This is a genomic window from Janthinobacterium sp. TPC_1, from assembly GCF_056037845.1.
The window spans coordinates 5,434,649-5,456,707 of sequence record NZ_CP195157.1 but is presented as its reverse complement, the minus strand read 5'-3'; the positions used below and the strand labels follow the sequence as shown (position 1 = coordinate 5,456,707).

Here is a 22,059-nt window from a genome sequence, read left to right as displayed (position 1 = left end):
GCCCTGTATTTCTCTGTCGATGGCGCGGCATTTTTCGGTGTCCGTTTGAGATATGGATAATTCATATCTCCACTATCACAACATGTAATTGGATTGATATGCTGCAATGCGGCATCATGCATCTGTCTCCTCTATCTTCCTCCAAGAAAATAGATTCAGCCCGCTCCCGTAGCGGGCTTTTTTTTTGCCTGTCGCCGTCACACAGTGTAGGTAGCCGATGCCGTCGTCCGTTTCAGCGGGTCAGGCGTGACCCGCGCAAGACGGCCAGATGCATTCGAGCATGATTTCACATGATCAGAATTCATGGATGTATAAAATATTATCATTATTTTTAATGGATGGAACCTTCTATGATGTGTGCATACTTCATAAGGAGCACCGCCATGACCGTCACGACACACAATCTGGGCTACCCGCGCATCGGCGCCAAACGCGAACTGAAATTCGCCCTGGAAGACTACTGGAAGGGCCAAAGCAGCCTGGACGCGCTGGAAGGCCAGGGCGCCGAGTTGCGCCAGCGCCACTGGCAAGACCAGCACGCGCTGGACTTCGCGCCCGTGGGCGACTTTTCCTTCTACGACCAGGTGCTGGATCTGAGTTTTACCTTGGGCAACTTGCCTCAGCGCGTGCGCGGCCTGGACGGTGCCGCACTCGACAACTATTTCCGTGTGGCCCGTGGCCGCTCCGCCAGCGACAGCGATTGCAGCTGCGTCCACGCCGGCGAAATGACGAAATGGTTCGACACCAATTACCACTACATCGTGCCGGAATTTTCCGCCGACACGCAATTCAAGCTCGACAGCAGCCGCCTGCTGCGTCAACTGGCGCAAGCGCGCCAGCTGAACGTGAAAGCCAAGCCCGTGCTGATCGGCCCCGTCACCTACTTGTGGCTGGGCAAGGCCAAGGACGACTCCGACAAGCTGGCGCTGCTGCAAAGCTTGCTGCCCGTCTACGTGCAATTGCTGCAGGAACTGGCCGCGCAAGGCGTGGAATGGGTGCAGATCGACGAACCGGTCCTCGTCACGGAACTCGACGGCGCCTGGCGGCAGGCGCTCGTCACGGCCTACGAGGCCTTGAGCAAGGTCAAGCACGTCAAACTGCTGCTGGCCACGTATTTCGGCAAGCTGCAAGACAACCTGACACTGGCATGCAAGCTGCCCGTGCAGGGCCTGCACCTGGATGCCGTTAACGCCCGCGATGAAGTGGAAGAAGTCATCGCGCAATTGCCAACGTCCAGCGTGCTGTCGCTGGGCGTGGTGAATGGCCGCAATATCTGGAAGACGGATTTGACGCAAGTGCTGGCATGGCTGGAACCCGTGCATGCCAGCCTGCAATCGCGCCTGTGGATCGCGCCGTCGTGCTCGCTGCTGCACGTGCCTGTCGACCTGGACAGCGAACAAAAGCTCGACGCCGATATCCACTCCTGGCTGGCCTTTGCCCGTCAAAAGCTCGATGAAGTGCACACCATCGCCGGCGCCCTGAATAAGGGCCGCGCCGCCGTGCAGGCGGCGCTGGACGCCAATCATGCGGCCGTGCAAGCGCGCCAGCAGTCGACCCGCGTGCACAATCCGCACGTGAAAGCGGCCGTGGCGCGCATCGATGCGACGTTGGGCCAGCGCGCCAGCGGCTATGCCGAGCGTGCCGCCAAGCAAGCTGCGCTGCTGCAACTGCCGCTGTATCCGACGACGACCATCGGCTCCTTCCCGCAGACGGCGGAAATCCGCCAGGCGCGCAGCCAGTTCCGCAGCGGCCAGCTCGATGCAGCCGGCTACAAGCAGCTGATGCAGGCGGAAATCGCCCATTGCGTGCGGGAACAAGAGGCGCTGGGCCTGGACGTCTTCGTGCATGGCGAAGCGGAACGCAACGACATGGTCGAATATTTTGGCGAACAGCTCGATGGCTACGCCTTCAGCCAGTTCGGCTGGGTGCAATCGTACGGTTCGCGCTGCGTCAAACCGCCCATCTTGTTCGGCGACATCAGCCGCCCGCGCGCCATGACGGTCGAGTGGAGCACCTATGCCCAGTCGCTGACGGACAAGCCGATGAAAGGCATGCTGACGGGCCCCGTCACCATCCTGAACTGGTCTTTCGTGCGCGACGACCAGCCCCGCAGCGTGTCGTGCTACCAGCTGGCGCTGGCCATGCGCGCCGAGGTGCAGGACCTGGAACGGGCCGGTATCCGCGTGATCCAGATCGACGAGGCGGCCTTGCGCGAAGGCTTGCCACTGCGCAAGTCGCAATGGGCCGAGTACCTGCGCTGGGCCGTGGAATCGTTCCGCATCACGGCCAATGGCGTGGCCGATGAAACGCAGATCCACACGCACATGTGCTATTCGGAATTCAACGACATCATCGCGCAGATCGCCGGCATGGATGCGGACGTCATCACCATTGAAACGTCGCGCTCCGACATGGAATTGCTCGACGCCTTCGACGATTTTAACTATCCGAACGCAATCGGCCCCGGCGTCTACGACATCCACTCGCCCAACATTCCAAGCCAGGAACAAATGGTGAGCCTGATGCGCAAGGCGGCCGAGCGCATTCCCGCCCAGCACCTGTGGGTGAATCCCGATTGCGGCCTGAAGACGCGCGGCTGGAAGGAAGTGATTCCCGCGCTGGCGAATATGGTGGCCGCAGCGAAAACCTTGCGTGCCGATAACGCCGCCTGAGGACGGCAGGGGAAAGGGCAGATATAGGGAATAGCTATTTCTGTCATCACAACATGCAATTGGATTTATATGTTGCGACGCGGCATCATTCACCTGTCTCCTCTACTTCCTCACAGGAATTAGATTCAGCCCGCTCCCGCAGCGGGCTTTTTTTTGCCGTTGCACCTTATCGCGCGGGCCGCCACGGCTGCATCGCTTAAGATACCCTTGCTAAACCATGCACAAGGAGACAAGTTGATGACACCTTTGTTTTACGCAGCCGGCATGCTGGCGCTGATGGCGCTCGGCGCATGCTCGGAGGAGCGGCATCCGCTTGATCGCCACTTGGGCCAGTTGCGTCCGGAGACGGTCGCCGCGCTGCCTGATATGGGGTGGCCGCCCGGCACGCTGCTGTGCCCGCTGACCATGTATCAGAGCGAGCTGCCCGGTTCGGCGCCTCCTGCGGACAGGGTCAACGCCTTCCTTAAGCAAAAGCAATTCCTGGGGGATGAAGGCATTTGGTCGCTCATCGTTGTCAAACCGATGCCCGAAGGGGACGCCGGCATCGAACAGTTGCTTTTCAAGCGCGCGGACTATGACGTGTTCAATGAGCCGGAAATGCTCAAGCGCGATGGAGGGACATTGCCGACGGGGTTTGTGCCGCAGACTTGCGTATCGGTGGAACGCGCCCGCGTGCTGGTCACTCGCCCGCAAAGATCGGATCGAACGCTGATCGTTTTTGGAGCGGCCTGAACGAGATATTGATAGACGCTATTTCTGTCATCACAACATGCAATTGGATTTGTATGTTGCGATGCGGCATCATTGCACCTGTCTCCTCTACTTCCTCACAGGAATTAGATTCAGCCCGCTCCCGCAGCGGGCTTTTTTTTGCCCGTTTTTAAGGCGCAAACCTGCGCACGCTTGCTTGTCATCATCGCCATCGTGTTGCTTTTGTGCATGCTAAACTGGGCCTTCCCCAGACCAAGGTTTCTGATGCTTCAATTATTTCGCCACACGCTGGAGTCCACACCCATCCTCGCCCTGTTTCTTGTCATCGGCGCCGGTTATGCGCTGGGGCGCATCAGCGTGTTCGGTTTTTCGCTGGGCGTGGGCGGCGTGCTGTTCGCGGGGCTGGCGCTGGGCGCCTTTGCGCCCGGCTCCGTGCCGCCGCCCATGGTCGGCTCCATCGGCCTGCTGCTGTTCCTGTATGGCATAGGCGTGCAGTACGGCGTGCAGTTTTTCGCCGGCTTGCGCGGCGCGGGGCAGAAACACAACCTGATCGCCTTTGCCGCCGTCATGGGCGGCCTGGCCGTATCCGTCTGGGGCGGGCAGTGGATCGATATCTCGCTGCGCATGGCCAGCGGCGTGTTTGCCGGCGCCATGACCAGCACGGCCGCCCTGCAGGCGGCGCTGGAAGCGTCGCACGGCAATGGCGACGCGGCCGTCGGCTATGCGGTGGCGTATCCGTTCGGCGTCGTCGGCCCCATGCTGGGCCTGTACCTGGCCGGGCGGATACTAAAACCCGTGCTGACGCCGCCGCCGGCGCCCATCGTCGTGTCGGAAATTACCATCGACGAAGCGAAACTGGCGGGCGCGGCCCTGTCCGAGCTGGCCGATGGCCCGCTGGCGGGCGTGCAAGTGATCGGCGTGCGCCAGGGCCACCAGAACCGCTTGCCGGACCCGTCGCTGGTACTCGGCGTGGGCGATGCGCTGATGGTGTCTGGCACGGTGGCGGGCGTGGAAGCGGCGCGTACGGCGCTGGGCCACCTGGACCCGGGCCGGCTGATGAAGGACCGCAGCGCGTTCGACGGCACGGAAGTGTTCGTGTCGGACGCGGAAATCGTCGGCGTGCCCCTGGGCGAACTGAACCTGTCGAAAGACTTTCCATTGCAAATCGCCTTCATCCGGCGTGGCGACGCCATGATTCTGCCCCATCCTTTCCTGACGCTGGAATTCGGCGACCGGGTGATGGCCATTGCGCCAGCGAAACATGCGGCCGACGTGCGCAAGCTGTTCGGCAATTCCATCACGGCCACGGCCGAGTTCAGCTATGTCTCGCTGGGCATGGGCATGGTGCTGGGTGTGCTGCTGGGTCTGGTGCCTATCCCCTTGCCGTGGATAGGCTCGTTCAGCCTGGGCCTGGCGGGCGGGCCGCTGGTGATGGCGCTGATCCTGGGACGCCTGGGCCGTGTCGGCAAGATCAGCTGGCGTTTGCCGCTATCGGCCAACCTGGTGATGCGCAACTACGGCTTGACGATTTTCCTCGCTTCCGTCGGCATGGCGTCTGGTTTACCCTTCGTGCAGCAGGTGGGCGCCGACGGCTTGCCCATGCTGGCGCTGGGGGCCGTGACGGTGCTGGTGGTGGTGGCCCTCGTCGTGATCCTGGGCAAGATCTTCCTGCGCCTGCCGTTCCCCGAGTTGCTCGGCATCGCGGCCGGCGCCACGGGCAACCCGGCCGTGCTGGTATTCGCCAACCGCCTGGCCAGGTCGGACCGCCCGAACCTCGGCTACGCGATGATTTTCCCCAGCATGACCATCGTCAAGATCGTGGCCGTGCAGGTGTTGCTGCATTTGTATGGCTGATTGCGGCCTGGATTTTTATCTAAACTTCAGCTTACCCGCGTCTTTCCACACAATAGGCCAACAGCAGATATTCGCATTGATGTGACAATGTGTGAATTTTTCTTATTGGCAATTCGTTAAGCTCTGGGGGCGCATCCTGCCGAAGCCGCTCAAACAGGTGACCGCGCTGGTAGCGCTAATGAGATAGGAACGAAATTGATGAGCAATAATTTATGGTTGGTACCGTAGTTTTGGTATCCTTCATTTCAGGATGTACCGAATCTCCGCCAGCGAAGAGCCCGGAAGAAATTGAAAAAATTGCGTTAGATTGTGGTGCGACAAAGCCACAAATTGAGGCATGGTTTGCAACGCATAAAACCGGTTGGGCGGAGCACGTCGCCGAAGGCGTGAAGTGCATTCAAGATCATCCTTAGGCTGCGAGAGAATATTCCCGCAATACCCATGTTTGCGATGATTTTTTCGGCTATCGATCGACAATAAAGCAGTAAATCCGACACACGTGGGCGAGGCTCCTTGGCGCTTCGACTAATGGCCAAAAGCAGGCTGTAATGAACACCTACTGAAGGAATAAATTTGCCACCGATGCGTTTCTTCATCTTCATTGTGGTTTCCTTGCTTGTATTCATCGGCATCCTGCGCTGGACCTTGCGCGCCAGGCCGGTCATGCCGACCGCTGGCCTGACTTGCGGCATTGCTTTCGTCGTCGTCGTTGTCGGCATGTGTTTTGCCAAGTTCGGTGCGACCGCCGGGTTTCCATGGCCGGTCTACTATGGCGTCCCGGCTGCCGCAACACTTGCGCTTCCTCCGCTGGCATTCCGCATGCAGCGCAGCGAGTTCGCCTGGTATGTGTTGCTGGCCTTTGCCTCGTCGCCGGCAATCCACGCAGTCTTCTCATTCTTCGTGGGTTGGCATGAGTACATGCCATTTTGGCCTATTCCTTCACTCTGGGAGATGCACTCCTGACTGTGTCGCGAAGCTATGGCGGCTGTGTCTGCCATTACATTCGGGCATGCACTCACTGGTAGCCGTCGGCGGCGGCTGGCCAATTCCAGTCAACTCCCTCTTCGCGCCAGCCCATGTAAAACCCCTGGCGCCGCTCCCAATCTGTTGTACAATCCTTGAGAACGGTCGTGCTTTTTTGTGCGCTGAACTTCCTTGCGTGCAGTCATCACGGCAACCGACAAGAACAAGGAGACAGACATGGACTTGCATTACACGGCCGGGGAGACGGCTTTCCGCGACACGGTGCGCGCCTTCCTCGACACCCATCTGCCGGCGGACTTGCAGCGCAAGGTGCGCCAGCATTTGCGCCTGGTCAAGGACGATTATGTACGCTGGCACAAGATTGTCGCGCAACAAGGCTGGGCCGCGCCGGCCTGGCCCGTCGAATACGGCGGCACGGGCTGGACGTCCGTGCAGCGCCACATCTGGGAAGACGAGTGCGCGCGCGCCGCCACGCCGCCGATTTTGCCGTTTGGCATCAACATGGTGGCGCCCGTCATCATGGCCTTCGCCAACGCCGAACAAAAGGCATATTATCTGCCGCGCATCTTGAATTGCGACGACTGGTGGTGCCAGGGCTATTCGGAGCCCGGTGCCGGTTCCGACCTCGCCTCGCTGAAAACCACTGCCGAGCGCGACGGCGACCATTACATCGTCAACGGCCAGAAAACCTGGACCACCCTGGGCCAGCACGCGGACATGATCTTTTGCCTGGTGCGCACGGATAGCACGGTGCGCAAGCAGGAAGGCATCAGTTTCCTGTTGATCGACATGAAAACGCCGGGCATCACCGTGCGCCCCATCATCATGCTCGACGAAGAACATGAAGTGAACGAAGTCTTTTTCGACAACGTGCGCGTGCCCGTCAGCAACCTCGTCGGCCAGGAAAACAAGGGCTGGACCTACGCCAAGTATCTGCTGGGCCACGAGCGCACGGGCATCGCCGCCGTCGGCCGCTCGAAGCGCGAATTGACATTCCTCAAGCAGCTGGCCATGCAGCAGAGCAAACGCGGCGCGCCGCTGCTGCACGATCCCGCGTTTGCCGCCAAGGTCGCCACCCTGGAAATCGAATTGATGGCGCTGGAAATGACGGTCTTGCGCGTCATCAGCGAAGAAGGCAAGGGGCCGGGGCCGCAGGCCTCGATGCTGAAGGTGCGCGGCTCCGAGTTGCAGCAGCAACTGACGGAACTGATGGTCGAAGCCATCGGCCCGCAAGCCTTGCCTTTCGATCCGGAATTCCTCGATGGCGGCGCGCCGCATTGCGCGGGCGGCGATGATCTGGCCGCGCCGCTGGCCGCGTATTACTTCAATTACCGCAAGACATCGATCTATGGCGGCTCGAATGAAATCCAGAAAAACATCATCACGCAGATGATCCTGGGCCTGTAAGGCGACAAGGAGACGACATGGACTTCCAATTCAATCAGGAACAGCAGCAATTCGCCGACGCGCTCAAGCGCTGGGTCGACAAAGATTACCCGTTTGAAACGCGGCAAACCATCATCCATTCGGCCACGGGCACGTCCGATGCCGCCTGGGCCACCCTGGCCGAGCTGGGCATGACGGCCTTGCCGCTGCCGGCCAGCGCGGGCGGTTTCGACGGCACGGCCGTCGACATGCTGCTGGTGATGCAGGAACTGGGGCGTGGCCTGGTGGTCGAACCATACCTGGCCACCGTGCTGGGCGCGCGCTTCCTCACGTTGGCGGGCGGCCACGATGCGTGCTGGAACAAGTGGCCAGCGGCAGCCTGAAGCTCGCTTGCGCGCTGGGCGAGCGCCAGTCGCGCCATGACATGCACGATATCGCCACCACAGCCAACGCCAGCGGCGACGGTTTCGTGCTCGACGGCGAGAAAACCGTCGTCATCCATGGCGCCCAGGCCGGTGCGCTGGTCGTCTCGGCGCGCAGCGGCGGAGGACAGATGGACACGGACGGCATTTCGCTGTTCCTCGTGCCCGTTGACGCGCCCGGCGTTTCCGTGCGCGACTACCGCACCATCGACGGCCAGCGCGCCGCCACCGTGACCCTCGTGCAAGTGGTGCTGGGGCATGATGCGCTGATCGGACAAAAGGGGCAGGGCTGGCCCGTGCTGGACGCGGCGCTCGACTATGGTGCCGCCTTGCTGTGCGCGGAAGCCGTGGGCGCCATGGACGCCATCTTTGCCGCCACGCTCGAATACTTGAAGACGCGCCAGCAGTTCGGCGCGCCGATCGGCAAGTTCCAGGCCTTGCAGCACCGCATGGCCGACATGTTCATCCACCTGGAGCAAGCCCGTTCGATGGCCATGCTGGCCGCCGCCAAGGCCGGCAGCGAGGATGCGGCGGAGCGCCGCCGCACCGTGTCCGCCGCCAAGGCGAGGGTGGGGCTGGCCGCCACCTTTGTCGGCCAGCAAGCCGTGCAATTGCATGGCGGCATGGGCGTCACCGATGAATTGCCTGCCGCACACCACTTCAAACGCCTCTCGATGATCGCCCTGACCCTGGGCGACGTGGACCATCACATCGAGCGCTTTATCGCCCAGCCGGGCTTCTTGCCGACGGAGACCGCATGACCGTATTGACCGAAATCAAACCCAAGCATTGGTATTTCGAAGACTTTACGCAGGGACTGGAAATCGACCTGGGCCAGCGCCACGTGACGGAGCGGGAAATCATCGCCTTCGCCACGGATTTCGACCCGCAGCCATTCCACGTCGACCATGCGGCGGCGGCCGAAAAGACCATCTTCAAGGGTGTCATCGCCAGCGGCTGGCACACCTGCGGCATGATGATGCGCCTGGTGGTGGACAACCTGCTCAAGCATTCGTCCAGCATGGGCTCGCCCGGCCTGGACAGCATCCGCTGGCTCAAGCCCGTGCGCGCCGGCGACACCCTGCACCTGACCTACCAGGTCAAGGAAGTGCGCCCGTCCGCGTCAAAGCCGGACCGCGGCATCGTCATTTCCGTGTGGAGCGTGCGCAACCAGCATGGCGAAGTGGTGACGACGGTGGAGGGCATGGGCATGTTCGGCCGCCGTCCTGCAGGAGAGCACCATGCGTGACATTGCCGGCATCGCCGGTTTCCAGGCCTTGTCGGGGCAGCACGTGGCCGTGTCCGACTGGCTGACCATCACCCAGCAGCGCATCGACACCTTTGCCGACGCCACGGACGATCACCAGTGGATCCACGTGGACGCGGAGCGCTGCGCGCGCGAGTCGCCGTACGGCGGCACACCGTGGCGCACGGCTTTCTGACCTTGTCCTTGCTGCCGGCCATGCTTGCGGGTGCGCTGCACATGGCCGGCATCCGCATGGCCATCAACTACGGCTTGAACAAGGTGCGCTTTCCCGCCCCCGTGCCCGTCGGCAGCCGCCTGCGCGCGCGGCTCGACATTCTTTCCGTCGAGGACGTGCCGGACGGGGCGCAAGTGAACTGGGCCGTCACCATGGAGCGCGAGGGCGACACGAAACCCGTGTGCGTGGCGGAGTTTTTGATGCGTTGCTATCCCTAGTTAGCCGGCTTCACTCTTCGCCCTCCGACGCGCAATACCTGTCCCGCCCCGTTTGCTTGGCGCGGTACAGCAGGGCGTCGGCGGCGCGGATCAGGGCGCTGGGGTCCATGCCTTCCGTGGGCATGACGCTGGCCATGCCCAGGCTGACGGTGACGTGGGGGCCGGCGCTCGATCTGGCGTGGGGAATTTGCAGCGCGCGCACTTCGTCGAGGATGCGCTGGGCCACCACTTCGGCGCCGTCGCGCGTTTCCTGCGGCAGCAGGATGATGAATTCCTCGCCGCCGTAGCGCGCCAGCAGGTCGGGCGGGCGCACGGCGCAGCGGCGCAGGGCGGCGCTCACCTGCTGCAGGCACAGGTCGCCCGCCTGGTGGCCATACGTGTCGTTGTAATCCTTGAAATGGTCGATATCGGCCATGATGAGGGCCATCGGCACGCCGTCGCGCGCGCAGCGCCGCCATTCGCTGTCCATCGCCTCGTTGAAGCTGCGCCGGTTGGCCACGCCCGTCAGCGAGTCCGTCAGCGACAGTTCGCGCATGGCATCGGCCTGCCGCTTGATGGTCAGCTGGCTGCGCACGCGGGCGCGCACGACGGCCGCGTTGAACGGCTTCGTGATGAAATCGACGGCGCCCGCTTCCAGCGCCCGCGTTTCGTCTTCGGGCTGGTTCAGGGCCGTGACGAAAATGACGGGAATGGCGCTGAGGATGGCCGATGCGCGCAGCGCGCTGCACACGGCATAGCCATCCATGCCGGGCATGACAGCGTCGAGCAGGATCAAATCCGGCAGCTGATTATGCGCAATTTCCAGCGCCTTTTCTCCGCTCAGGGCGAACAGCACGTCGTGTTCCTCGCGCAGCAGCTGGTGCAGGATCTGGATGTTTTCCATGGCGTCATCGACGATGAGGATGCGCCCGTTCATGGCAAGGTTAGTCCAGCTCACTTGTTTTCCTCTCGTTTCAGCTGATCGAGCACGAGTTTTTCCGCCTCGGCAAAATTCAGCGTTTCAATCGCATGTGCCATCGCCAGCGCCGCTTCCCGGTCTGACTGTTGCAGGGCGGGGTGCAGGGCGTGGAATTGCGCCAGCGCTTTCAGGTTGTTGTTGCGGATCAAGACGAGCAGCTCGGCCAGGCCGGCGTACAGGTCGACCGGTGCGCTGCCGGCCGCGTCTGCCGCCGGCTGGCTACGCCGCAGGGGCGAAGGCAGGGTGCGCGCCGCCACGATGACTTCCGCCATCGCCAGTTCCAGCTGTCCCAACAAGGCGGCCGTGGCGTGCGCCTGTCCCGTTTTCAGCGCTTTTTCCGCCTCGCCGGCCAGGCTGGCGACGTGGGAGGCGCCCAGGTTGGCCGCCACGCCGCACACGCGGTGCAGCAACTGCGCCGCCTGCGGCGCCTGGCCGGCGTCCAGCAGGCGCCGTGTTTCCTCGACGGCGTCGCCTTGCGAATTCTCAAAGCGCTTGAGCAGCGCCAGGAAGGCGCCGTAGTCGCCGCCGAAGCGGTGCAGGGCCGCTGCCAGGTCGATGCCGGGTACCGTGGCAGGCAGATCCGGCGTGTGCGGGACGGCATTGCCGGCCTGCCCGGCGCTGCTGCCGCCATCCGCGGGCGCCGGCACCAGCCGGGTCAAGGTCTCGATCATTTCGTCGACATCGATGGGCTTGGCCACGTGCGCGTTCATGCCGCTGGCGATGGCGCGCAGGCGGTCTTCGTCCATGGCGTTGGCCGTCATGGCGATGATGGGCAAGTCCGGCAAGCCCAGCGCGCGGATGGCCAGGGTGGCTTCATAGCCATTCATGACGGGCATCTGCAAATCCATCAGCACCACGTCCCAGGCGTCCGGTGTGCTCGTGAGCAAGTCGACGGCCAGCCGGCCGTTGGCGGCCACGGCCACGCGCGCGCCCGAGTGCAGCAGAATGTATTGGGCCACTTCCTGGTTGATTTCATTGTCTTCCACCAGCAGCACGCGCATGCCGGCCAGCAAGCCCGACAGGGGCGTGGAAACGGGCAGCACGGATGGCGCGCTGCGGCCATTGCGTCCATCCCGCACGGCGGCCACGGCCGCCAGCAGGCGCGCCGGGGTGGCCGGTTTCGAGACGATGCCGGCCAGCATCAGGCTGTCGGCCAGGCGCTCGAGGTTTTCGCTGTCCTGGTCGGCCACCAGCATGATCACGGGCGGCAGCGCCAGGAGCGCATCGGCGCGCGCTTCGGTGAGCATGGAAATGCCGTCCATGCCGGGCATGGCCGCGTCGAGCAGCACCAGGTCTGCCGGCGGCAAGCCGTCCGGGCCACCGGCCTGGCGCAGCAAGGCCAGGCCGGCCGCGCCGCTGCCGGCGCTGCGGCTGTGCCAGCCCTGCGCCGCGCACCAGCCTTCCAGCATGGCGCGCACGCTGGCGTTGTCGTCGATGATCAGCAGCGACAGGACCCGGGGCGCCGTCCTGAGCGGCGGCTCGGGCGGCGGCGCGACCTTGCCGAAGCGGCAGCTGAAGCGGAATTCCGAACCCTGGCCCAGCGCGCTAGTCACGCTGAGCTTGCCACCCATCAATTCCACCATGCGTCGGCAGATGGCCAGCCCCAGTCCCGTGCCGCCGTATTTGCGGCTGGTGCCGCTGTCGCCCTGGGAAAACGCGTCGAAGATGCGTTCCTGTTCGGCCGCGCCGATGCCGATGCCCGTGTCGCGCACGGAAAACTCCAGCGTGGCGCCGGCCGCATCCTCGGCCACCATGGCGATGGACAGCACCACTTCGCCCTGCTTGGTGAACTTGACGGCGTTGCCCACCAGGTTGATCAGGATCTGTTCCACGCGCAGGGCGTCGCCGATCATTTCGTCCGGCACGCCCGGGTCGAGCACGAACACGGGTTCCACGCCGCGCGCCCAGGCGCTGCTGGCCAGCAAGACGCCTATGCTGCCCAGCATGCGTTCGAGCTGGAAGCGGCGCTGTTCCAGCACCATCTGTCCCGCCTCGATCTTGGAAAAATCGAGCACGTCATTGACGATATGGAGCAGCGACTGCGTGGCCATCTGGATTTTGCCGACATAGCTGCGCTCGCGCCGCTCCAGCGGCGACTCTTCCAGCAGGCGCGCCAGGCCGATGATGGCGTTCATCGGCGTGCGGATTTCATGGCTCATGTTGGCGACGAATTCGCTCTTCGCCGTGCTGGCCGCCTCGGCCTTGTCGCGCGCGCGCACCATTTGCTCGTTCAGCTCGTGCAGGCGCAATTCCGTGCGCTTGAGTTCGGAAACGTCCGAGGCCAGCACGAAGAAGCCGCGCACGCCGCCGCTGTCGTCGACGTCGGGGATGTAGTTGGTCCACGTGTGGCATACCTGGCCGCCGGGATCGAGCAGGTCGCGCTCGAAGCTTTGCGGCCGGCCCGCCAGCACGCCTTCGACGTGGGGCGCATACACGTCGAACAGTTCCTGCCCCAGCAATTCGCTCATGTGGATGCCGGCCAGCTCGGCGCTGCTGCGGCCAAACCATTCGTTATAGAATTTATTTGCAAAGCGGCAACGCAAATCGGCGCCCCAGTACGACACCATGCCGGGCAGGTTGTCGGTGACGGTGCGGATGAAGCGCTCGTTCTGCTCCAGGCGCCAGGTGGCGGCGTGCAGCACCTCGGTGGCGCGCTTGCGTTCCGTGATATCGATCGATACCCCCAGCACATGGCTGGCGCGTCCCGCATCGTCGCGCAAGACCACCTTGCGCGTGGTGAAGTGGCGCGTGGTGCCGTCGGCCGTATTGATCGCCTCCTGTTCGATTTCCACCATCTGCCCCGTGGCCAGCAGCTTGCGGTCGGCGCTGACGAAGGCGGCCGCCTGCTGCGGCGGGAAGAAATCGTGGTCGGTCTTGCCCAGCAATTGCTCGCGCGAGCGTCCCAGGGTCAGTTCCGCGTGGCGGTTGACCATTTCAAAGCTCAGCTTGTCGGCGCGCTTGACGAAGACCATGGCCGGGATGTTTTCGATGATGGTGCCGAACAGGTGCTTCGAACGGCGGAATTCCGCTTCGCTGCGCTTGCGATCGCTGATATCGAGCCACAGGCCCGAGACGCCCAGCAACTCTTGCTCGGGACCGAAAATCGGGTGATACGAGACGATCCAGTGGCTCAGCTGCTCGCGCTGCCGGCCGCTGTGGCCCTTCAGTTCGATGTCGACGATGGGAGTGCCCGTTTCCAGCACCTGGCGCACGCAGCGTTCCACGTCCGCGCGCACGGCATCGTCGAACAGCATGGCGCCCACGGGACGGCCCAGGTGCTGCGCCACGCTGGCCCCGTTGATGGCGGCCAGGTAGTGGTTGATCATGACGATGCGCAAGTCCAGGCCCAGGAACAGCATGCCGATCGGCGCCGTCGCGTACACGGTTTCCAGCAGGCGCGTGGATTTTTCCAGGGCCAGCGTGCGTTCGGCCACCAGGCTTTCCAGTTGCGTGCGGTGGCGCCGCAGGTCGCGTTCCAGCGCGCCCAAGGCGCTGGCCATGTCAGCCGATTCGCGGTCCGCGTGCTTGTTCGACAGCAAGGGTTTGTCCTGTGCCAGCGCCTGTATCTGCTGTGTCAGTTCCTGCAGGGTGCGGGCCAGGCGGCCGCCCACGCGCCAGGCCAGGGCGAAGCCGGCAGCCAGCAGCAGGGCCAGGATGACGGAACCGGTGACTACCGAGCGCAGCAGGGCATCGGCCACCGTGCTGGTGCGTATGGTGACGGCCACCGTCCAGGCGGCGTCCGGGGCGCGGCGGAAGCCCGTATACACGTCGATGCCTTCCAGCGTGGCATGGCGCACCACGCCTTCGCGCGCCCGGCGTATCTGTTCCAGCAGGGGCGCCGCGCTGCGCTGGCCCACATAGCGCCGCGGCGCCAGGGTGCGCGCCACGTTGATGCCGTCGGCATTGATGATGGCCGCGCCCAGGTAGGCTGGCAAGTGCAGCTCGCGCAGCAGCACGGGCAGGTAGTCGGGCGGGTACAGGGCCGTCAGAACATAGGCGGCGCCCGCCGCGTCCGGATGGCGCGGCAGCGGCAGCGGCAGCGGCAGGTTCAGGGCCAGTTGCGGCACGCTGTCGGGCGCCGTGGCCAGGCTGGTCAGGCGCGGCTTGCCGTAGTCGCGCGTGCGCTCCATGCTGGCGGCCCATTTTTGCGGCAAGGGCGGCGGCGCCTGGCTGGCGGGCAGGGTCGTATTGACCAGCTGGCGGCCCTTGGCGTCGGACACGATGAAGGCACTGACGGCCAGGCCAGGCTGCAGCAGGCTGGCGCGGCCAGGATCCGCAGGGCGCCGATGTCCCCGGCTTGCAGGGCGGGCGAGTCGGCCAGGATGCGCGCGGCCATCTGTGCGCCGCTCAGGTCGCGTTCGACGGCGGCGGAGACGGCGCGCGCCGCCTGTGCCGTTTCGCTGACGACGTGGTCGCGTTCGCGCGTATAGCTTTGCGCCACGAGCAGGAGAAACACGAGCGCCGTCGGAATGACCCAGGCGAGCACCAGCCATGAAATTCTTGAGCGTATCGAAGGCAAATCTTGCACCCGGAAAGCTCCCAGAATGGATGAGTCGACAGGCAGGCTTGCGCTGGCGCTGGCTGACCTTGAATGAAAAGATGCTAGACGAAATTGATTGTTCTGACAAGCCTAGTTTCTGGGATGGAAAAAAGGTTGCGCAAGGCATACAGAGGAGGGGGATGCCCCTCCCGCCGTGGCGGCGGGAGGGCAAGGCAGCTTACGGCACTACGGTCAGCACGTCGACATCGATTTCCGGGCTTTCCAAGAAGTCCTTTTCCACTTCGCCGCGGATTTCCACCAGTGTTTTGGCGTCGATCTTGCGGTTCATGAAGACCTTGTCGTCGATGTCCACGCGGATTTCCGCCGTGCCGTCGGAGAAGGTGTATTTTTCCTTGCCCACCTTGCGCAGCAAATGGCCGCGCAGCACGACGGCCTGGTCGTCGACGGGATTTTTCAGGATGGCGGCCACATTGCCGGGTGCGCTGGGGCCGGCCGTCGGACCCACGTACTGGGCGTGCGCGCCACCGGCCAGCAAGGCGCAGGCGGCGGCCAGGGAGACGATGAATTTACGGTGCAATGGCATGGTATTCCTTCGATAGTAACTTGCGGCTCAGAAAAACACGGCGGTGCGGGGAATGATAGCACCGGTATTGCCGTAGGGTACGTTCGCCCGGACGCTGCCCGTGCTGGCCACGCCATCGTCGAGTTTGCTGTCGATCTGCTCCGCGTAGCTCTCGGGCAGGTTGTCGAAACGGATGCCGTTGCCGGCGCGGCCGCCCACTTCATCGTTGTACAGGTAGACGGCGCCGCCCTGGGCGCTGGTCATGAATTGCGAAGTGCCGTTGTAGGAACCGGTGATGAAGCCGCCCAGCGCCAGGTGCTGCGGCGCCAGCGTGAATTCGCGCGGCTGGCCGTCGCCGATCTGGCCGTCGCCATTGCCGTTGCCGGCCGAATTGGGCACGTGGGTGGTGCCCTGGATATCGTCGCCGGGCAGCGCGCGGAACTTGTCCTGGTAGGCGTTGACGGCGGCCGTCAGCGCATTCGACTGCTGGATGATGTTTTTCACCTTGGCGCTGTCGATCAAGCCTTGCCCCTTGAGCACGCCGCCGAGCAGCAAGCCGATGATGACCAGGACGATGGCGATTTCTACGAGCGTAAAGCCGTGCTGGCGGCGTGGGGGCATGGGGAATTCCTTGGGAAAAAGTGCAGGGGTCTGGGATGGCAGTTTACTGCAAATGTTGTCGGGCGGGCATGGCATTTCGGATGGCGGCTCATGGCGCCGCCTTTGCTTTCTTTTGGGCAAGTTCGTCGAGCCGGCGCGCGAGGAAAGCCAGCTCGTGCGGGTCGCTGATCTGGCCGCTGGCGATCAGGCCGCCGATCACCAGGCGGGCGCTGTCGAGCTGGTCCATGTCTTCCAGGATGAACGCTTCCATCTCGCGCACCCAGGCTGGCACGTGCGGCCCCGTCGCCAGCCGGCGCAGCTGCCGTGCATAGCCGAGCGCCAGCGGCAGGTCGTGCAGCTGGTGTTTGGCCATCAGCACGGCCTGCGCCATGGCGGGCCAGCGGCGCTGCGGGTCGGCGGCGAAGCTGGCGGCGACAAAATCGAGCATGCGGCGCGCGCGTTGCGGGTCGGCCACGCCCGCGTACACCTCGCCGGCGGCCACCAGCGGGTACTGGCTGCGCGGATCGAGCGTTTGCGCCGTCTCCAGCCAGCTAGCCAGGCGGTCATAGTCGAGCTCGCGCCACGGCAGGCTGACGCCGGGCTGGTCTTCGAACGCTTGCAGGTACAGCAGCATGGCCTTAGCCATGGCCAGCGGCTCGCCCAGGCTGGCCAGGCGCGCCACGGCTGCCGGCGGCGCGGCGGGCAGGGGCTGCGCCTGCGCCGGGGCGTGCTGCTGCGCCAGGCGCCAGCCCAGCTGCAGCAGCAGGCAGGCCGCCAGCAGCCAGCACAGGGGGCGCGGCACGCTGGTCCACGGACGCTGGGCGGCCGCCATCAGATGTTCCTGCGGTAAAAGTCGCACAGCGCGCAGCTGGCCAGCAAGCCGACATAGATGGCCGTTTGCGCCGCCACGCCAGCCAGGGCTTGCCAGTCGCCGGTGCCGTACAGCAGCCACTCCGTGCGCGCAAAGGCGTCGAGGCGGGGCAAGAGCAGGGCCAGCACGTCGATGGCGCCTGCCGTGGCCCGTTGCACCAGCGAGTCGCCCGCCTGCGGGCCGTGCGCGAGTAACTGCAGGCTGCCCAGCATGCGCGCCAGCACATAGAAACCGCCAGTCGCGGCCAGCGCGGGCAAGGCCTGCTGCAGGCTGGCCGCGCACAGCAGGCTGAAGGCGGCGACGATCCACAATTCTCCCAGCAGCGACAGCGCCCACAGCGCGCTGTGGGCGGGCGCGGCAAACAGCGCCATCAGCAGGCCGAACAGCACGGCGGGCACGGCCGCCAGCGCTGCATAGCCCAGCAGTTTGCCCAGCAGGTAGGCGGCGCGCGGCATGGGCAAGGCCAGCAGCAATTCCAGGCCCCTGTCGGCCGCCTCGCGCGCCATGCTGGTGATGATAAAAGTGGCCAGCAGGAAGACGCCGGCCAGGCGCAAGGCGGCCGCCAGCAGTGCCGCCTGCACGGCGCCGCTTTCCGTCAGCGCCAGTTGCTGCAGGAAGCCGGCCAGGCCGGCGCCGGCGCAGGCGGCCAGCACGAACAGCCACGGCAGGCGGCTGCGCAGCGCTTCGAGCAGCGTGTAGCGGGCGATGGTGAGGGCGGGACGGAACATGGCCATCAGCGGGGCAGCCTTTGCGCCGCCACCATGCGGTTGAACAGGATGTTCGGCGACAGCCAGGCGACGATGTCGTCGTACTCGCCGCCGGGCTGCTGCGGGCCGCTGGCGGCGCGGCTGATGAAGGTGGTGGCGTTCGATGCATTGTTGCGCTCGTCGACATTGTTGCTGAAAGGCACAGCCTGGCGCTGGCCCTGCACGCTGGTGGCGCCAAAGCCGTTCTTGCCGTGCGACATGATCATCGCGGGGATGTCCTGCAACGCCGTTGCCTGCAGCAGCGTGCCGCCATTGCGCGTGACGATGCTGATGTCGCGCGGCGTGGACAGGCTGAAGAGCTGGCCGCTGTCGCTGAAGGCCGGCGTCACGCTGTAGCGGAACAGCTTGTTCCAGCTGTCGCCCTGGCGTAGTCCCAGGGTGGCCCAGGGCAGGAAACCGGCGCGTTTTTCGCCCGTGCAGCGCGTGCCGCGCCGGTCTTCCAGGCCATTGGCGGCGGAAATGGCGGGACACGGCAGGTAGCCGTAGCGCAAGGCGTAGCCCGTCAGCGCTTCCTTCGCTTCGTTGAGCGCCTGTTGCGTCTCGGCCACCTTGCGCTGTTCCAGCTGCACCGTCAAGGGCGTGACCAGGCCGCCTATCATCAGGCCCACGATGACGAGCACGATGGCGATCTCGATCAGGGAAAAACCGCGCTGGCGGCGCGAAGGGTGCGGGCGGGCGCTCATGGCAGATTGCGCGCGGCGCGCATGCGTTGGTACAGGGTGGGCAAGGTGATCCAGGTCAGCATGTCGTCGAAGGCGCCGCCGGGCAGGGCGGCAAGTTCGGTGGCGGGGCGGGCGATGAAGCTGCGGCTGGCGCGGTCGTTGGCCGCCTCGTCGAGATTGCCGCGTGCGGTATTGATCTGCGTCACACCGCTGGCGGCCGTGCCGTAGTGATTCTTGCCTTGCGAGAACAGCACCAGGGGCAGGCACTGGGCGCTGACGTCGCATTGCTCCTGTCCCGCCACGAAGGCCAGTTCGCCGCGGGCGTTGCGATCAAGCACGACCCGGTTGGCGACGGCGGCCGACGAGACGATGGGCGCGCGCGCCATTTCGGGCGTGACGCTGTAGCGCAGCAGCTTGCCCCAGGCGTCGACGCCGTCCACGCCCAGCGTCACCCACGGCAAGAAGCCGCTGCATTCGGCGTCGCCGGCGCAGTCGGCGGCCCGCTCGCGCCCGTCGAGGGCGGAAGCGGCCGGGCGGGGCAGGCGGCCATTGGCCGCCGCAAAACCCAGCAAGGCGTCGCGCGCCTGCGCCAGGGTGGCCAGGGTGCGCTGCTGGCGTTCGGCCTCGCCCGTGTTGCGCCCGAAGGCGCCGATCAGCAGGCTGGCCGCGCCCAGGCCCAGCACGGCGACCAGCAGCAACAGGGCCGCGCCGCGCTGGCGCCGAGGTTGGCGATGAGCTCGCCGTGGCGTCATGGCGGCGTCTCCTGTGCTTCGGCGACCGTGCCGCTGGCCGGGTCGTAGCGCTGGCCGGGTTGCAGCAGCACCACCTGGCCGTTCGACAGACGCAAGGTCAGTGTGCCGGGTTTGCCACGCGCAAGGCGGTTGTGCGGCTCGTTCTGCGCTTCCTGGTTCAGCCAGACGGTGGAGCGGCCGCTGCTGCGCAGCACCAGGCCATTCAATTCCACGGGCGGGGCGGGAGGCGGCGGCGGCTGGGGCGCAGCCAGGGCGGGATCGGGCGGTGGCGGCCCGTAGCGCTGCGCGTCGAGCTGGGCGCGCTGTGCGGGCGACAGGAACAAGCGCCCCAGCTGCGGTGCCGGTGCTTGTGCCTGGGCCGTGAGCACAGTGCCGGCCAGGGACAGGCACAGGACGAGGGGGCGCAGGATGGGGGTGCGCATCATGGCCGCCCCAGCACGGGCACGCTGTTGACGGTCAGCCACAGCAGCTCGCATTCGGCGCCCAGGGCGGGCGCTTGCGCGCCGCCGGCCGCGCCCGTTGCATGGCGCTTGAGCGTGCATTCCTGCACGGCGAAATAGCCGGCCTGGCGCAAATCGTCCAGCAGGTTCAGCAAATCCATCTCGTGCAGCAAATCCATCTGCAGGCGCATGCGGCTGCCGCGCAGGTGATATTGTCCCATCACCATGGGCAACGGCACTGGCAGCGCTTGCTGCGGGCTGATGTCATAGCTGATCGGCAGCAATTTGCGCTGTTCCTGGCTGCGGCGGATGGCGTCGATCCAGGCCAGGCGGTTTTCCTCGCCGATCAGGCCGCGCTGGCGCAGGGCGAGAAATTGCGGTTCGTAGGCGCGGATTTCCTGTTTTTCCGCTTCCACGTGGTTGAACAGGGTGGCCGCCGCCGCGCGCGTGTGCCGGGCCAGTTCCAGCGTTTGCGCTGCGCGCGTGCGATAGGCGGCGCTCAGGCTGAGCAGCACCACGCCGGCCAGCAGGGTCAGGACAAAGCACAGCAGGGCGCCGCGCACCAGGTGCAATTCTCCCAGCCAGGCGGGCAGGGTGCGCGCGGGCGTGGCGGCACGCTGCATGCCGGGCAGGGGCGGCTGCTTGACGGGGCCGCTCATGGCTGCCACGCGAGCAAGAGGGTAAAGCGGGCCTGGCTGTCCGGCGCCGGCGCGGCGCTCTTGCCGGACAGGGCCGCGCTGGAACGCAAGTCGAGCGGTGTTTCCTCGATCGTCACCTGCATGCCCGGCTGGCGCGCCAGGGTTTGCGCGAAGGCCGTGATGGCGGCCAGGGCGGCGCGGTAATCGTTGTTCGGCATGGCCACGTCCGCTTCCAGGCGCAGCGCCTGCGGCGGCGCTGTCGGAATGCCGGCCAGGGCGCTGCCGGGCGCCGCCGCACTTTGCTGCTGCGCTGGCTGGCCGCCGGCCGCGCGCGCGGGCGCCTGGCCCGCGCGCCAGTGCAGCTGGCCCAGCGCAACCTGCGGCGCCTGGTCCAGCGCGGCGCTCAGCATGCCCAGCAACCGGCCCGGTTCCGGCGCCTGGGTGGCGATCATCTGGCCCAGGGTCACGGCCACTTTCATGTTCTGCGTCTTGGCCGGCGCCGGCGGCTGCGTCGACATGACGCTGCGGTAGCGTTCCTGGTAGGACGCCGTTTCCTGCGCCAGGCGCTGCGTGCTGGCACTATCGGTAATGCCGCCGAGCAAGTTGATCGCGCACCACAGGGCTGCCGACGTGCCGATCAGCGCGCTGGCGCCGTACAGCGTCTTGCGCGCGCGCTGGAAGTGGTAGTAGCGGGCCAGCGCGCCGGGCGGATAGTGGCTGGCCGGCGGATGCTTGCCCAGCAAGGTCAGCAGCAATTCGTCGGCCAGTGCCGGCGTCTGCTTCAAGCCCACGCGTGCGCCGGCCAGCTGCAGGTCGATGAAGTGGTAAGCCACTTCCAGTCCGTTGTCGCACAGCAATTCGAGCTTGGCGATCTGCGCGGCCGGCGCCAGGATGACGGTATTCAAGACATCGCCGCGCGCCAGCATGCGCGTGCTGGTGAGAAATTGCCGCGTCTTTTCCGTTTCCAGGGCGATATTCACGGCCACGCCGTCGAGCGCGATGGTCGCCGTCTGGCGCGAAAAGCGCAACTGGCCCTTTTCGTAATAACTTTGCCGCAAGCCGCCCGATTGCTGCGTCACCAGCAGCAGGTGTTCGTGCGCGATCGACAGCTTTCTGACCAGCGCGATACTGAGCAGGCTGGTCGAATAGATGCCGGCCACGGGCACGCGCAAGTGTTCGAGCGCCTCCGTCCATGGCTGCAGCAAGGTGGGGTTGGTCAGGGCGAAAAACAGCACCTGGTCGTCATGCCGGCCTTCGCTTTCGCGGCCCAGCAGGGTGCTGCCCCGGTAGGGCGTGTCGCGGTGCAATTGCTGCTTGCGCCGTTCCAGCAGTGCGCGGCCCGCCTTGCCGCGCACGTGGGGCAGCAGCTGGCGCTGGAAATCTTCTTCGATGAGGTCGGTCAGCAGGTAGGCGGGCACGCCCGACCGCTGCGCCTGCGGGTCTTCCAGCCACGCGGCGAAATCGTCCAGCCCGGCCGCGCTGGCGGGGAAGACGTGGCCCTGGCCCAGCACGCCGTGGTCCCAGTCGTAGGCGCACAGGGCGTCGCTGGTGATGTAGAGTAATTGTTTGCGGAACACGGC

19 protein-coding genes and 2 pseudogenes are annotated in these 22,059 nt (G+C 65.2%); 8 read left to right on the top strand and 13 right to left on the bottom strand.

The annotated features are described in order from the left end of the window. Nucleotides 1-383: 383 nt before the first annotated feature. The 3 genes from metE (at nt 384) to ACQVLG_RS26550 (ending at nt 5,237) form a co-directional block, all read left to right on the top strand. On the top strand, nt 384-2,672 hold the full coding sequence (metE, locus tag ACQVLG_RS26560) for a 5-methyltetrahydropteroyltriglutamate--homocysteine S-methyltransferase (RefSeq protein ID WP_474291767.1): 2,289 nt from the start codon (nt 384-386) through the stop codon (nt 2,670-2,672). A gap of 237 nt (nt 2,673-2,909) precedes the next feature. Further along, on the top strand, nt 2,910-3,404 hold the full coding sequence (locus ACQVLG_RS26555) for a hypothetical protein (RefSeq protein ID WP_474295810.1): 495 nt from the start codon (nt 2,910-2,912) through the stop codon (nt 3,402-3,404). A gap of 243 nt (nt 3,405-3,647) precedes the next feature. Next, nucleotides 3,648-5,237: an aspartate:alanine exchanger family transporter gene (locus ACQVLG_RS26550; RefSeq protein WP_474291766.1), complete on the top strand. Its 1,590-nt coding sequence runs from the start codon at nt 3,648-3,650 to the stop codon at nt 5,235-5,237. Between the two features lie 302 nt (nt 5,238-5,539). Here the strand turns inward: ACQVLG_RS26550 and ACQVLG_RS26545 are convergent, their stop codons facing one another. Then, the gene (locus tag ACQVLG_RS26545; RefSeq protein ID WP_474291765.1) at nt 5,540-5,839 is read right to left on the bottom strand and encodes a hypothetical protein; all 300 of its coding nucleotides are present in this window, start codon (nt 5,837-5,839) and stop codon (nt 5,540-5,542) included. Here ACQVLG_RS26545 and ACQVLG_RS26540 point away from each other — a divergent pair. From ACQVLG_RS26540 to ACQVLG_RS26520, 5 genes and pseudogenes are all read left to right on the top strand, one after another. Continuing rightward, nucleotides 5,820-6,200: a hypothetical protein gene (locus tag ACQVLG_RS26540; protein WP_474291764.1), complete on the top strand. Its 381-nt coding sequence runs from the start codon at nt 5,820-5,822 to the stop codon at nt 6,198-6,200. The genes ACQVLG_RS26545 and ACQVLG_RS26540 overlap by 20 nt on opposite strands. A gap of 237 nt (nt 6,201-6,437) precedes the next feature. Next, nucleotides 6,438-7,628, top strand: coding sequence for an acyl-CoA dehydrogenase family protein (locus tag ACQVLG_RS26535; protein ID WP_474291763.1), 1,191 nt, complete (start codon nt 6,438-6,440; stop codon nt 7,626-7,628). A 17-nt stretch (nt 7,629-7,645) separates the two neighbouring features. Next, a pseudogene (locus tag ACQVLG_RS26530) lies at nt 7,646-8,790 on the top strand (acyl-CoA dehydrogenase family protein). Further along, a complete protein-coding gene (locus ACQVLG_RS26525; protein ID WP_474291762.1) occupies nt 8,787-9,278 on the top strand; it encodes a MaoC family dehydratase in 492 nt (163 codons plus the stop codon). Before ACQVLG_RS26530 ends, ACQVLG_RS26525 begins: the two are co-directional and overlap by 4 nt. Further along, nucleotides 9,271-9,728: pseudogene (locus ACQVLG_RS26520) on the top strand (MaoC family dehydratase). The gene ACQVLG_RS26525 and the pseudogene ACQVLG_RS26520 overlap by 8 nt, the downstream one beginning before the upstream one ends. A gap of 10 nt (nt 9,729-9,738) precedes the next feature. On the opposite strand, the gene ACQVLG_RS26515 reads toward ACQVLG_RS26520, so the two are convergent. From ACQVLG_RS26515 to ACQVLG_RS26460, 12 genes are all read right to left on the bottom strand, one after another. Beyond that, nucleotides 9,739-10,665, bottom strand: coding sequence for a diguanylate cyclase domain-containing protein (locus ACQVLG_RS26515; protein ID WP_230539425.1), 927 nt, complete (start codon nt 10,663-10,665; stop codon nt 9,739-9,741). Further along, on the bottom strand, nt 10,662-14,045 hold the full coding sequence (locus tag ACQVLG_RS26510; protein WP_474295808.1) for a PAS domain-containing protein: 3,384 nt from the start codon (nt 14,043-14,045) through the stop codon (nt 10,662-10,664). Before ACQVLG_RS26510 ends, ACQVLG_RS26515 begins: the two co-directional genes overlap by 4 nt. Before the next feature lie 734 nt (nt 14,046-14,779). Continuing rightward, nucleotides 14,780-15,172, bottom strand: a complete 393-nt coding sequence (locus ACQVLG_RS26505; protein ID WP_474291761.1) for a hypothetical protein — start codon at nt 15,170-15,172, stop codon at nt 14,780-14,782. A gap of 232 nt (nt 15,173-15,404) precedes the next feature. Then, complete coding sequence (locus ACQVLG_RS26500) at nt 15,405-15,770, bottom strand: YgiW/YdeI family stress tolerance OB fold protein (RefSeq protein WP_230539427.1); 366 nt, start codon at nt 15,768-15,770, stop codon at nt 15,405-15,407. A 27-nt stretch (nt 15,771-15,797) separates the two neighbouring features. Then, nucleotides 15,798-16,370, bottom strand: coding sequence for a prepilin-type N-terminal cleavage/methylation domain-containing protein (locus ACQVLG_RS26495; RefSeq protein WP_230539428.1), 573 nt, complete (start codon nt 16,368-16,370; stop codon nt 15,798-15,800). An 88-nt stretch (nt 16,371-16,458) separates the two neighbouring features. Next, entirely contained in the window at nt 16,459-17,181 is a 723-nt protein-coding gene (locus tag ACQVLG_RS26490) for a hypothetical protein (protein WP_474291760.1), read from the bottom strand. Then, nucleotides 17,181-17,948 carry an ABC transporter permease subunit gene (locus ACQVLG_RS26485; RefSeq protein ID WP_474291759.1) on the bottom strand — a complete coding sequence of 256 codons (768 nt, stop codon included), beginning with the start codon at nt 17,946-17,948 and terminating at the stop codon, nt 17,181-17,183. Before ACQVLG_RS26485 ends, ACQVLG_RS26490 begins: the two co-directional genes overlap by 1 nt. A gap of 5 nt (nt 17,949-17,953) precedes the next feature. Further along, nucleotides 17,954-18,670: a type II secretion system protein gene (locus ACQVLG_RS26480; RefSeq protein WP_474291758.1), complete on the bottom strand. Its 717-nt coding sequence runs from the start codon at nt 18,668-18,670 to the stop codon at nt 17,954-17,956. Next, nucleotides 18,667-19,401 (bottom strand): hypothetical protein, encoded by a 735-nt coding sequence (locus ACQVLG_RS26475; RefSeq protein ID WP_474291757.1) that lies wholly within the window; start codon nt 19,399-19,401, stop codon nt 18,667-18,669. Before ACQVLG_RS26475 ends, ACQVLG_RS26480 begins: the two co-directional genes overlap by 4 nt. Beyond that, entirely contained in the window at nt 19,398-19,826 is a 429-nt protein-coding gene (locus ACQVLG_RS26470) for a hypothetical protein (RefSeq protein ID WP_474291756.1), read from the bottom strand. Before ACQVLG_RS26470 ends, ACQVLG_RS26475 begins: the two co-directional genes overlap by 4 nt. Then, nucleotides 19,823-20,500, bottom strand: a complete 678-nt coding sequence (locus ACQVLG_RS26465; RefSeq protein WP_474291755.1) for a hypothetical protein — start codon at nt 20,498-20,500, stop codon at nt 19,823-19,825. Before ACQVLG_RS26465 ends, ACQVLG_RS26470 begins: the two co-directional genes overlap by 4 nt. After that, entirely contained in the window at nt 20,497-22,056 is a 1,560-nt protein-coding gene (locus ACQVLG_RS26460; RefSeq protein WP_474291754.1) for a hypothetical protein, read from the bottom strand. Before ACQVLG_RS26460 ends, ACQVLG_RS26465 begins: the two co-directional genes overlap by 4 nt. Nucleotides 22,057-22,059 lie beyond the last annotated feature (3 nt).